The 11,985-nt window shown below is 71.4% G+C and carries 9 protein-coding genes; 3 read left to right on the top strand and 6 right to left on the bottom strand.

Annotation, left to right across the window (positions count from 1 at the left end):
* Positions 1-25: 25 nt before the first annotated feature.
* The 3 genes from JD276_RS11625 to JD276_RS11615 form a co-directional block, all read right to left on the bottom strand.
* Positions 26-631, bottom strand: coding sequence for a hypothetical protein (locus JD276_RS11625; RefSeq protein ID WP_200115822.1), 606 nt, complete (start codon positions 629-631; stop codon positions 26-28).
* Between the two features lie 101 nt (positions 632-732).
* Entirely contained in the window at positions 733-1,938 is a 1,206-nt protein-coding gene (gene metX / locus JD276_RS11620; protein WP_200115821.1) for a homoserine O-acetyltransferase MetX, read from the bottom strand.
* 122 nt (positions 1,939-2,060) lie between these two features.
* A complete protein-coding gene (locus tag JD276_RS11615) occupies positions 2,061-3,389 on the bottom strand; it encodes a bifunctional o-acetylhomoserine/o-acetylserine sulfhydrylase (protein WP_200115820.1) in 1,329 nt (442 codons plus the stop codon).
* Positions 3,390-3,592: 203 nt separating this feature from the next.
* Between JD276_RS11615 and JD276_RS11610 the strand changes: the two genes are divergently transcribed.
* The 3 genes from JD276_RS11610 to JD276_RS11600 all read left to right on the top strand — a co-directional run bounded on the left by JD276_RS11610 (position 3,593) and on the right by JD276_RS11600 (position 8,214).
* Positions 3,593-4,285, top strand: coding sequence for a uracil-DNA glycosylase (locus tag JD276_RS11610; RefSeq protein ID WP_200115819.1), 693 nt, complete (start codon positions 3,593-3,595; stop codon positions 4,283-4,285).
* A gap of 102 nt (positions 4,286-4,387) precedes the next feature.
* Positions 4,388-5,845, top strand: a complete 1,458-nt coding sequence (locus JD276_RS11605) for an APC family permease (protein ID WP_200115818.1) — start codon at positions 4,388-4,390, stop codon at positions 5,843-5,845.
* Positions 5,846-5,958: 113 nt separating this feature from the next.
* Positions 5,959-8,214 carry a DEAD/DEAH box helicase gene (locus tag JD276_RS11600; protein WP_200115817.1) on the top strand — a complete coding sequence of 752 codons (2,256 nt, stop codon included), beginning with the start codon at positions 5,959-5,961 and terminating at the stop codon, positions 8,212-8,214.
* Positions 8,215-8,402: 188 nt separating this feature from the next.
* On the opposite strand, the gene JD276_RS11595 is transcribed toward JD276_RS11600, so the two are convergent.
* From JD276_RS11595 to JD276_RS11585, 3 genes are all read right to left on the bottom strand, one after another.
* Entirely contained in the window at positions 8,403-9,701 is a 1,299-nt protein-coding gene (locus JD276_RS11595) for an MFS transporter (RefSeq protein ID WP_307866548.1), read from the bottom strand.
* Positions 9,702-9,824: 123 nt separating this feature from the next.
* A complete protein-coding gene (locus JD276_RS11590; protein ID WP_200115816.1) occupies positions 9,825-11,180 on the bottom strand; it encodes an NAD-dependent succinate-semialdehyde dehydrogenase in 1,356 nt (451 codons plus the stop codon).
* Entirely contained in the window at positions 11,162-11,983 is an 822-nt protein-coding gene (locus JD276_RS11585) for a cyclase family protein (protein ID WP_200115815.1), read from the bottom strand. The genes JD276_RS11590 and JD276_RS11585 overlap by 19 nt, the downstream gene beginning before the upstream one ends.
* Positions 11,984-11,985: the final 2 nt, after the last annotated feature.

Genomic DNA, 11,985 nt, shown 5'->3' with positions numbered 1-11,985 from the left:
GGGGAGGGGCGGCGGGGCGCTGCGGTCAGCGCGCGGCGAGTTCGACTCTCGCCGAGATGACCTCGGCCTGGGAGGGGGTGCTGAACGCGATGCCGTCGTCAGGTTGGGGGAGCACGCTCTCGGGCAGGTCGAACTCGACGTCGAACTCCGCGCGGCCGTCATCCTCGAAGCGGGGGACCAGCTCGACGGGCGTGCCGGGGCGCTCGACGCCGTCGACCACGAGGGTGCCCGTGGCGTTGATCGCCTGGTCGAAGCCCTCGTTCTTGCGGAGCACGAGCGGCTCGGTCAGCACGAATGAGACGGCCGGGCTGTTCGCGAGGGTGAAGGAGAGCGAGGCCTCCGTGATGATGCCGTCGTTCAGCACCAGGGAGCCGTCGCTCTGCAGCTGCGAGAGGTCGACGTCGCCGAGCTGCGCGGCGGTCGGGTCCGTGAGCGTGACCGAGGTGACCTCGTACACCGTCTCGGCCGGCATGGCGAGCACGTCGGAGCCCGCGGCCGCCCGGAGCTCGGCGCCCTGCGCCTCGCCCTCGGTGCTCGCCGAGGCGCACGAGACGATGCAGAGCGGCGCGGTCGCGACGGTCACGCCGATGGCGATGGCCCGCATCGAACGACGAACGCGCACAACTGCCACTTCGGCCCCCTCTCATCCGCGTCTGCGGCCTCAGGCGAGCCTATTGCCGCAAAGTGGGAGCGGGCTGGCAGCACGGGACGGCCCCGCCGACGCACGAGCGCTCAGACGGCGAGCAGGCGGTTCAGCTGGGCGCCGACGAGGCCCGCCTCGATCAGGAACGAGTCGTGGCCGAACGGGGAGTCGATCCGCGTCGCGCGGTCGCCGTCGAGGCTGCCCGGCGTATGCAGCGCGATCTCGTCCTGCCCCTCGATCGTGAAGAGGCGGTCGCTCGGGATCCCGAGCACGAGCGTCGGCAGCTCGAGCGTCGAGAGAGCCGCACGCACGCCGCCCCGGCCGCGTCCGACGTCGTGCGAGTTCATCGCCTGCACGAGTGTGACGTAGCTGTTGGCGTCGAACCTGCGGGTGAACTTGTTGCCGTGGAAGTCGAGGTAGGACTCGACGGCGAACCGGCCCCCGTCGCCGAGCGGGCTCACGGCGGACTGCCAGGCGCGGCCGAAGCGGTCGTCGAGTTCGGTGTTGCTGCGATAGTTCAGCAGGGCGAGACGGCGGGCGGTGGCGAGCCCGTGGTGCGGCCCGACGCCGTCGGGGGCGTCGTAGTAGTTGCCCCCGCGGTAGAACGGGTCGGAGCGGATCGCCTCGAGTTGCACCAGGTTGAGCCCGATCTGGTCGGCGGTCGTGACGGGCGGCGCGGCGATGACGGCGAGGCGCTCGGCGCGACCGGGCTGGGCGATCGCCCACTCCAGGGCGTGCATGCCGCCCATCGACCCGCCCACGACGGCGGCGAAGCGCTCGACGCCGAGCTGATCGGCGAAGCGGGCCGCGGCGGCGGCCTGATCCCGGATGGTGAGATAGGGGAATCGGCCGCCCCACTCGCGGCCCGCCGGGTCGAGGGAACCCGGGCCCGTGGACCCCTGGCAGCCGCCCAGCACGTTCGGCGCGATCACGCAGTACCGGTCCGTGTCGAGAGGCTTGCCGGGCCCCACGATCTCCGCCCACCAGCCATCGGTCGGGTGCCCCGGGCCCGCCGGACCCACGAGGTGGCTGTCCCCGGTCAGGGCGTGGAAGACGAGGATCGCGTTGTCGCGCCGGTCGTTCAGCTCCCCGAAGGTCTCGTAGGCGATCCTCACGTTCGGAAGCGTGGCGCCCGCCTCCGTCGTCAGCTCGCCGATCGCGGCGAAGCGCCGCTCGCCGACCGGATCCCCGTCCCGCCAGCCGCCCGAGATCGGGGGACGGCCGATGAGCGCTCGCAGCTGCGCATCCGTGATGAAGTCGGTCGGAAACGAGTCCTCGGGCGTCTGCCAGTCCATGGTGCTCCCTTCTGTCCGCGCCTCCGTCCGCCGCGGCTCCCCGTGATCCGGAGGTCGTCAGTAGATGCCGCCTCGCGCGCCGATTGGCAGCACCTACTGACGACCTCCGACGGTGCCAGGCCCTACGCGGTGGTCGCCGCCTCGGCGACCACCGCGCGAGCCGCCGCGAAGCCGCGCTCGAGGTCGGCCTTGATGTCGTCGATGTGCTCGAGTCCGACCGACAGCCTGACGAGACCGGGCGTGACACCGCCGCTGAGCTGCTGCTCGGGGGTGAGCTGCGAGTGGGTCGTCGAGGCCGGGTGGATGATGAGGCTGCGCACGTCGCCGATGTTCGCGACGTGGCTGAACAGCTCCACGTTCTCGACCAGGGCCTTGCCCGCGCCGACCCCGCCCTTGAGCTCGAACGACACGATGGCGCCCACGCCCTTCGGCGCGTACCTGTTCGCGGCCGCGTACCAGGGGCTCGACGGCAGCCCCGCGTAGTAGACGTTCGCGACGTCGTCGTGCGCGTCGAGCCACTCGGCGATCTCCTGGGCGTTCTGCACGTGGCGCTCGATGCGCAGCGAGAGCGTCTCGATGCCCTGGAGCAGCAGCCACGCGCTGAGCGGCGCGATGGAGGATCCGAGATCGCGCAGCAGTTGCACGCGCGCCTTGATGATGTAGGCGATTCCGTCGCCGACGGCGCCCGTGTAGCTGACGCCGTTGTAGGAGGGGTCGGGCTCCGTGAGGCCGGGGAAGCGGTCGACGTGCTTCGACCACTCGAACCTGCCGCCGTCGACGATCACGCCGCCGAGGGTCGTGCCGTGGCCGCCGAGGAACTTGGTGACCGAGTGCAGCACGATGTCGGCGCCGTGCTCGAGCGGACGGATCAGGTAGGGGCTCGCCACGGTGTTGTCGACGATCAGCGGGACGCCGTTCTCGTGCGCGACCTCGGAGACCCGCTCGATGTCGAGGATGTTCACCCGGGGGTTGGCGATGCTCTCGGCGAAGAAGAGCTTGGTGTTGGGCCGCACCGCGCGCTGCCAGGCGGCGGGATCGTCCTGGTCGTCGACGAAGGTGACCTCGATGCCCAGCTTCGCGAGGGAGTACTTGAAGAGGTTGTAGGTGCCGCCGTAGATCGAGCTGGAGGACACGATGTGGTCGCCGGCGTTGGCGATGTTGAGGACCGCGAAGGTCGACGCCGCCTGGCCGCTCGACAGCAGGAGGGCGCCGGTGCCCCCCTCGAGCGCGGCGATGCGCTCCTCTGCGACGGCCTGGGTCGGGTTCGTGATGCGGGTGTAGATGGGCCCCAGCTCGGTCAGGGCGAAGCGGTTGGCGGCCTGGGTCGTGTCGTCGAAGACGAACGAGGTCGTCTGGTGGATCGGCAGCGCCCTCGATCCGGTGGCCGGATCGGGCTGCTGCCCGCTATGGATCTGCTGGGTCTCGAACTGCCAGGTCCGCTGTTCGGTCATGGGAGGCTCCTCGGAGGGTGTGGGCGATGGGAGAAGGTCACGCGGCGGGCTCGAGGCGGTGGCCGCTGCAGAGAGACTACGGAAGGCGCGGCGACGGCACAACGCCGCGCGACACCCGACGTAACGTCGGGCGCCGCGCGGCACGGCAGAATGGATGATGGACCGCCGCACGGACGCGTCGCGGGTGATGTGAGGAGGACGACATGGGGATGAACCCTCGGGAGCTCGCCGAGAAGGGGTACATCGCATCCGATTGGGCGGAGGCGCTGATGCCGATGGCCGACCGGCTGGCCGAGCTGGGGAGCTTCCTCAACGCCGAGCGGGCCTCGGGCGCGCGCGTGCTCCCGGCCGGCGACCGTATCCTCGCCGCGTTCCAGCGGCCCCTGCGCGAGGTGCGGGTGCTCATCGTGGGACAGGATCCCTACCCCACCCCCGGGCACCCCATCGGGCTCTCGTTCGCCACCTCGCCGGAGGTCAGGCCGATCCCGCGCAGCCTGCAGAACATCTACAGGGAGCTGCGCGACGACCTCGGGATCGAGCCCGCCCCGCACGGCGATCTCAACGCGTGGGCCGACCACGGGGTCATGCTCCTGAACCGGGTGCTCACGGTGCGCGCGGGGGCGCCGGCCTCGCACCGCGGCAAGGGCTGGGAGGCGTTCACCGAGCACGCGATCCGCTCGCTCGTCGCGCGCGGCGGGCCGCTGGTGGCGATCCTGTGGGGCAGCGACGCGCGGTCGCTGAAGCCGATGCTCGGCGACGTCCCCGTCGTGGAGAGCCCGCACCCCTCGCCGCTCTCCGCGTCCCGGGGATTCTTCGGTTCGCGCCCGTTCAGCCGGGCGAACGCCGCGCTCGAGCAGCAGGGCGCCGAGCCGATCGACTGGCGGGTGGGGGAGTAGCGCCCCTCGTCCGCCGACATCGCACCGCCCGTCGACATCGTCCCGGGCGCCCCGCGCGGGGCGCCGACATCGCACCGGGCAGCTCCCGACTAAGGAATGACCTTGGACACCCAACTGAATCGAACGCTCGGCGTGCCCGGCATCGTCCTCATGGTGATCGCCGCCGCGGCGCCCATCACCGTCGTCGCCGCGAACTTCCCGATCATCATCGGCGTCTCCGGCTCGGTCGGAGCGCCCCTGATGGTGCTCGCGGCGACGGTGATCCTGCTGCTGTTCTCGGTCGGCTACGCCTGGATGACCCCTCGCGTTCCCGACGCCGGCGCGTTCTACTCCTACGTGCATCGGGGCCTCGGCAGGCGCGCCGGTCTCGGGACCGCTGCGATCGCGCTGCTCTCCTACGCGCTGCTCACGGTCTCGATGACCTGCTACCTCGGGGTGCAGGCCGGCAACCTGATCGAGCTCTGGACGGGCGCGCAGCTGCCGTGGTGGCTGATCTCGGCACTGATGCTGCTCGTCGTGGGGCTGCTCGGCTATCGCCACATCGAGCTCTCCGCCAAGGTCCTCGGCGCGGTGCTCGTGCTGGAGGTCGTCGCGGTGCTCGTGATCGACCTGGGGGTCCTCTTCTCGGGTCGAGAGCTGACGACCCGACCCTTCGACCCCGCGGAGGCGCTCTCGGGAACGCCCGGCCTGGGCCTGCTCTTCGCCTTCCTCGGGTTCTTCGGCTTCGAGGCGACCGCGGTGTTCCGCAACGAGGCCCGCGATCCCGAACGCACCGTGCCCCGGGCCACCTACATCGCCGTCGTCTCGATCGGCGCGCTCTACTTCGTCTCCTCCTGGCTCGTGATCGCCGGCCTCGGCGCCGACGACGCGGTCGCCGCGTCGACCGAGCACCCCGACCGGGTGGTCATCGCGCTGGCCGGCCAGGTCGTCGCGCCCATCGTCGCCGACGTCGTGCAGGTGCTCGTGGTGACGAGCATGTTCGCCTGCATGCTCGCCTTCCACAACATCGTCACCCGCTACCTGTTCACCCTCGGGCAGCGCGGCGTGCTGCCGGCGAGCCTCGCGGAGGTGCACGCCCGGCACCGGGCGCCGTCGCGATCGTCGCTGTGGGTGAGCGCCGCGACGTCCCTCGTCGTGCTGGTCTCGGCCCTGGCCCAGCTGGATCCGGTGCTCCAGATCTACACGTGGTACTCCGGCGCCGGGGCGGTGGGCGTCATCTGGATGATGGCCCTGACCAGTTTCGCCGTCGTCGCGTACGGAGCGAAGCACGGCGCGTACGGGGCGAAGCACGGCGGTGCGTCCTCCGCTGCTTCCTCGGGCGCCTCCTCCGGTGCGCCGTCCATCCGCGTGGTCGTCTCGGCGGTGCTCGGGGGGATCGGCCTGCTGCTGGTGCTCGGCATCTCCGTCTGGAACTTTCCGTTCCTCGTCGGCGGAACCGTCGAGGCGATCGTGTGGGGCGCCGTCCTCGTCGGGGTCTTCGTCGCCGGCCTGTTCCTGCCGCACCGCTCGGGGACGCTCACCTCGGCGGCTCCCGTCGTCACGGAGGAGATCCCCCGGTAGCCGATCGGAGCGGGGAAGCGCGGACGCCTCCCCGGCGGCGGGAAGGGCGCGGCCCGCGGCGTGTCGCGGCGCTCGGGGTCGTGATGCGGCCCGATCCGTCGTAGACTAGTATGATGACCTCTTCCGAGAACCCCGCGCCCGCTTCGGCCGACGAACCCGCCGCCGAGGCCCCCGCGACCGAGGAGCGGGCTGAGACCCAGCCGAACTCCGCCCCCGCGGGCGACAGCGCCGCGACCGACACCGACACCGCTTCCGACGCCGCCCCCGAGCAGGAGCGCGTCACCTTCTCCGATCTGGGCCTCGGCCCCGAGGTGCTGCGCGCCATCACCGAGGTGGGCTACGAGACCCCCTCGGCGATCCAGGCGGCCACCATCCCCACCCTGCTCGAGGGGCGCGACGTCGTCGGCCTCGCGCAGACCGGCACCGGAAAGACCGCGGCGTTCGCGCTGCCGATCCTCTCGCGCATCGAGCCCGGGCAGGGGGTGCCGCAGGCGCTCGTGCTCGCGCCGACCCGTGAGCTCGCCCTGCAGGTGTGCGAGGCGTTCGAGAGCTACGCCTCCCACCTGCCGCAGGTGCACCTGCTGCCCGTCTACGGCGGCCAGGCGTACGGGCAGCAGCTCTCCGCGCTGCGCCGAGGCGTCGATGTCGTGGTGGGCACCCCCGGGCGCATCATGGACCACATGGAGCGCGGATCGCTCGACCTCTCCCAGATCAAGTACCTCGTGCTCGACGAGGCCGACGAGATGCTGAAGATGGGCTTCGCCGAGGACGTCGAGACGATCCTCGCCGACACCCCGGCCGAGAAGCAGGTCGCGCTCTTCTCCGCGACGATGCCCGCGCAGATCCGGCGCATCTCGCAGCAGTACCTGAACGACCCGCGCGAGGTGAAGATCGCGGGGAAGACCCAGACCTCCTCGAACATCACGCAGCGCTACGTCGTGGTCTCGTACACGCAGAAGCTCGACGCGCTCACCCGCATCCTCGAGGTCGAGGACTTCGACGGGCTCATCGTCTTCACCCGCACCCGGAACGACACCGAGCAGGTCGCCGAGAAGCTCCGCGCGCGCGGCTACTCGGCTGCGGCGATCAACGGCGACGTGCAGCAGGCGCAGCGCGAGCGCACCGTGCAGGCGCTGAAGGACGGCAAGCTGGACATCCTCGTCGCGACGGACGTGGCTGCCCGAGGTCTCGACGTCGAGCGTATCAGCCACGTCGTGAACTTCGATCTGCCCATCGACACCGAGTCGTACGTGCACCGCATCGGCCGCACGGGTCGCGCCGGCCGCACGGGAGACGCCATCAGCTTCGTCACGCCCCGCGAGCGCCGCCTGCTGAAGGCGATCGAGAAGGCCACCAAGCAGCCCCTCACGCAGATGCCGCTGCCCAGCGTCGACGAGGTGAACGCCACCCGGCTGTCGCGCTTCGACGACGCCATCACGGCGGCGCTCGCCGAGACCGCGCGCATCGACCGTTTCCGCGACATCATCGCCCACTACGTCGAGCACCACAACGTGCCCGAGAACGACGTCGCAGCGGCGCTCGCCGTCGTCTCGCAGGGCGACACCCCGCTGCTGCTCTCGGAGGAGGACGACCGCAAGTTCGAGCGGGACCGTGCGCAGGCCGCCCGCTTCCTCGAGGATGGGTCGCGCGACCGGGGCGACCGCGGCGACCGGGGCGAGCGCGGTGAGCGCGGCGAGCGTCGCCCGCGCGGTGAGCGCCGGGACGACCTCACCATGTACCGCATCGAGGTGGGTCGTAGGCAGCGGGTGCAGCCGGGCCAGATCGTGGGCGCGATCGCCAACGAGGGCGGCCTCGGCCGGGACGACTTCGGTCGCATCCAGGTGCGCGAGGACTTCTCGCTGGTCGAGCTCCCGGCGAATCTGCCGGCGGACGCACTCGACCGGCTCGCGAACACGCGCATCGGCGGCAAGCCGATCGAACTGCGCGTCGACGCCGGCCCCGCACCGCGCGGCAAGGGCTGGGAGGATCGCGGGCGCGGCTCCTACCGCGGCGACCGGGATGGCCGGGGCGACCGGGACGGCCGGAGCGATCGGGATCACCGTGGCGGATCCCGCGGGGGCTGGGACCGCGACACCCGCGGGGGAGACCGCGGGCGGTACGACGACCGCGGTGGGCGCGAGGACCGCGGTGGCCGCTGGGAGGACCGCGGCGATCGCGGGTACCGCTCCGGCGGCTCGGATCGCGGCGGCTCGTGGAACCGCGACGACCGCGGCGGGCGCGGCGATCGCGGCGGCTACCAGGACCGCGGGGGCCGCGGGGGCCGGGACGACCGTGGCGGGCGCGACGACCGCGGGGGCCGGGGCGGCGACCGCGGCCCCCAGGGCGGGAAGCGCAAGCCGCGCTGGTAGCGCTCCCTCGCGGGGCGCCGGGCCAGGCTTCGAGTGCGCAGTCGAGGCTCTGCATCTTCGGATGCGGAGCCTCAACTGCACCTCGAGGGTCGGAGAGAGATGTCTCAGCCGTCGATCGCTCACGAGTCGATCTCAGGCGACGATCTCAGTCGCCGATCGCTGAGGACGACCTCGGACGACGATGTCTCTCAGGCGTCGGGGGAGCGTGAGACGCGGTGGGCGAGCGCTCCGCCGAGGGCGGTGGCCAGCCCGAACAGGGCGAAGAGGGCTGCCGGCCCCCATGAGGCTCCGCCCGATGCTCCGAGCGAGGCCTGCGCCGCGAGCGGAAGGAAGCCCCCGACGACCGCAGCCAGGTTGTAGCCGAGGCTCACCCCTGAGTAGCGCAGCTCCGTCGGGAAGAGCCCGGCGAGGGCCGAGCCGGCCGTCCCGTAGGCGAGGATCACCGCCGACAGCCCCAGGCACACCGCGAGCACCGCTGCCGCCGGCTGCTGGGAATCCACGAGCCAGAACACCGGGAACGCGACGACGGCCGTCGCGAGCCCGCCCCACAGCGTCACCCGGCCGGGACCGAAGCGCTCGGCCAGCCGCCCCGACCACAGCGTCACCCCGGCCTGCACCACGGCGGCGACGAGCGTCGCGTTCACCATGAGCTGCCGGTCGAAGCCGCGCTCGTTCGCACCGAAGTTCACGAGGAACGTGTTCATGAAGTAGAAGCCGCCGACGCCGAGCATCGAGATGAGGATCGCGATGCCGAGCCGCCCCGGGGCGCGCCGGAAGACGGCAGCGAACGGCACCCGGGTGCGGGCGCCCTCCCGCGCGACCTCGCGGAACTCCGGCGACTCGTCGATCCGGATCCGCATGAAGACGGCCACGCCGAGCATGGGCAGCGCGGCGAGGAACGGCAGCCGCCAGCCCCAGGCGTCGAACGACTCGGGCGGCAGCATGAGCACGAGCGTGAAGGCGCCGCTCGACAGCAGTGTCGCGACGGGGGACGAGAGCTGCACGAGCGAGGCGAGCCGGCTGCGGTGCTCCGGCGGTGCGTGCTCGACGGCGATGGTCATGGCGCCGCTCCACTCGCCCCCGACGGCGACGCCCTGGACGAGGCGCAGCAGCACGAGGAAGACGGGGGCGGCGATGCCGATCGCGGTGAAGTCGGGGAGCACGCCCATGCACGCGGTCGCCACGCCGATGAGCGCGACGCTCAGGATCAGCGCCGGCCTGCGGCCGACGCGGTCGCCGATGCTGCCGAACAGCACCGCGCCGAGCGGGCGGGCGACGAAGCCGACCCCGAACGTCGCGAACGCCGCGAGCGAGGCCGCGCGCGGATCGAGCGTCGTGAAGTAGAGGCGGTTGAAGACCAGCGCGGCCGCGAGGCCGAACAGGTAGTAGTCGTACCACTCCATCGCGGTGCCGGCGAGCGCCGCGAACGCGACCTTGCGGGCCCGGGAGAGGGAGGTGCGAGGGTCCTCATCGAGGGGTGCGTCCACCGCGTGCTCCTGATTCGTCGCTGCTGTTCTGCCGGATGCCACTTAGTAAACATAGCGGGTGAGCGGGAACGCAACGGGGTCGGGGCCCCGAAGGACCCCGACCCCTGCGCAGACGGGCCGAGCCTAGCCGGCGAAGCGGAAGAGCTTCTTGTTGGCGAACTCCTCCATGCCGCCCTTGCCCAGCTCGCGGCCGTAGCCCGACTTCTTCACGCCGCCGAACGGCACGTCGGCGCCCTCGAGGCCCGCGGCCCCGATGAACACCATGCCCACGTCGAGGCGATCGCCCACGCTCTCCGCGCGCTCGAGGTCGTCGCAGATCACGACCGAGCCCAGGCCGTAGGGCGACGAGTTGGCGAGCTCGATCGCCTCCTCCTCGCTCGATACCCGGTAGAGCTGGGCGACGGGGCCGAACAGCTCCTGGCTGTACACGTCCATCTCCGGAGTGACGCCGGTGATCACGGTCGGTGTGAACCGGTTGCCCTCGGGGGAGCTGTCACCGACGAGCACCTCGGCGCCCTGGTCCAGGGCGCCCTGCACCTGCGAGGCGAGCGTCTCGGTCGCCTTCGCGGAGGACAGCGGGCCGAAGTCGCCGTTCTCGTACGACTGGCCGCCGATCGCCGCCTTGAACTTCTCGGCGAACTCGTCGAAGTACTGGTCGAGCACGATGATACGCTTCGAGCCGTTGCACGCCTGGCCGGTGTTCTCCATGCGGCCGCCCACGGCCTGCTCGACCGCGTGGTCGATGTTGGCGGTGTCGAGCACGATGAACGGATCGGATCCGCCGAGCTCGAGCACGCACTTCTTGAGGTGCTTGCCGGCCTGCTCGGCGATGATCGCGCCGGCGCGCTCCGAGCCGGTGAGCGAGACGCCCTGGATGCGATCGTCGGCGATGATGGTCGAGATCTGGTCGTGCGACGCGAACACGTTCACGTACGCGCCCTCGGGGAAGCCGGCGTCGCGGTAGATCTTCTCGAGCGCGAGCGCCGACTCTGGGCACTGCTCGGCGTGCTTGAGCACGATCGTGTTGCCGAGGATCAGGTTCGGCGACGCGAAGCGCGCGACCTGGTAGTAGGGGTAGTTCCAGGGCATGATGCCGAGGATCGGGCCGATGCCCTGCTTGCGGATGAAGGTGCGCAGGCCGTCCTCGACCTGCAGCTCCTCGTCGGCGAGCCAGGTCTCGGCGTTCTTCGCGAATGCCGCGGTGATCTCACCCGAGAACTCCGCCTCGCCGACCGCCTGATCGAGGGGCTTGCCCATCTCGCGGTTGATGATGGCCCCGAGCTCCTCCTTGCGCTCGATCATCAGGTCCGCGGCCTTCTGCGCCAGCGCGGCTCGTTCGGCGAGCGTCGTCTTGCGAGCCCATTCCCGGTAGGCGCGGTGCGCGGAGGCGATGGCCTCTTCGATCTGCTCGTCGGTGGCCCCGGGGTACTCGGCGACGGTTTCGCCCGTGGCCGGGTTGATCACGGCGTACTTGCCCATGTATGACTCACTCCTCGTGACTTCGTCGTGTGCTGGGTGCTGCCAGTCTCCCACACCTCGCTCGTTCGCACTACATCCCGAATGCGTGCGAATTCGGCGTTCGAGCTGTTCGTATCGTTCGTATCGGTGCGAATGTGCGACGGATTCCGTCGCCAGAGGGGTTCCTGGGCGATCCTGGCTACGGCCCGCACGGGCGATCCGTCGACGCCCGCCAGGCGCAGCGGGAGCAGGGCGGCCTCCACGCGGTCCGGCAGGGCCAGGAGCCCGGTGAGGTTCTCGACGATGACCCCGTCGCCCCCGAGCCAGAACTCGTGGACCGGCATCGCGGTCGCCGCCGGATCCGTCGGGTCCGGGCTGAACGTGTCGACACCGAGCACCCGGGCCCCGCGGTCCCAGAGCCGCCGCGCGAACTCGACCGCCAGGTGGGGGTGCTGCAGCGCCTCCGGGGTGCCGAAGGCGCGATCCCACCCCGTTCCGAGCAGGACGATGCGGGGCAGCTCCGCCGGGAGCGGCGCGTCCAGATGGTCGGCGACGATCCCCTCCCCGGGGCCGACCGACGACGCCCGGAGCACCCGCGCCTCGCCGCAGAGCAGATCGAGCGGGATCCGGTCCACGGTCCTGCCGCCCGCAATCGAGTGCGACGGGGCATCGAGGTGCGTGCCGGTGTGCGATCCCATCCGCAGCGACGCGACGGCCACGCCGTCCGTCTCGATGTCGAGCGCCTCGTCGATCCGCACCTCGGGGTCGCCGGGGTAGACGGGCATCCCGCTCGTGACGGGCCGGCTGAGATCGACGAGCGTCACGC

The organism is Leucobacter chromiisoli (assembly GCF_016522505.1).
Taxonomy (GTDB): Bacteria; Actinomycetota; Actinomycetes; order Actinomycetales; family Microbacteriaceae; genus Leucobacter; species Leucobacter chromiisoli.
The sequence above is the reverse complement of the archived record's forward strand: the minus strand, read 5'-3'. Positions and strand labels throughout refer to the sequence as shown.

Excerpts from the sequence above, each read along its gene's own strand:
- metX (WP_200115821.1), bottom strand. The coding sequence starts at position 1,938 with ATGGACTGGCAGACGCCCGAGGACTCGTTTCCGACCGACTTCATCACG.
- JD276_RS11615 (WP_200115820.1), bottom strand. The coding sequence starts at position 3,389 with ATGACCGAACAGCGGACCTGGCAGTTCGAGACCCAGCAGATCCATAGC.
- JD276_RS11610 (WP_200115819.1), top strand. The coding sequence starts at position 3,593 with ATGGGGATGAACCCTCGGGAGCTCGCCGAGAAGGGGTACATCGCATCC.
- JD276_RS11600 (WP_200115817.1), top strand. The coding sequence starts at position 5,959 with ATGACCTCTTCCGAGAACCCCGCGCCCGCTTCGGCCGACGAACCCGCC.
- JD276_RS11590 (WP_200115816.1), bottom strand. The coding sequence starts at position 11,180 with ATGGGCAAGTACGCCGTGATCAACCCGGCCACGGGCGAAACCGTCGCC.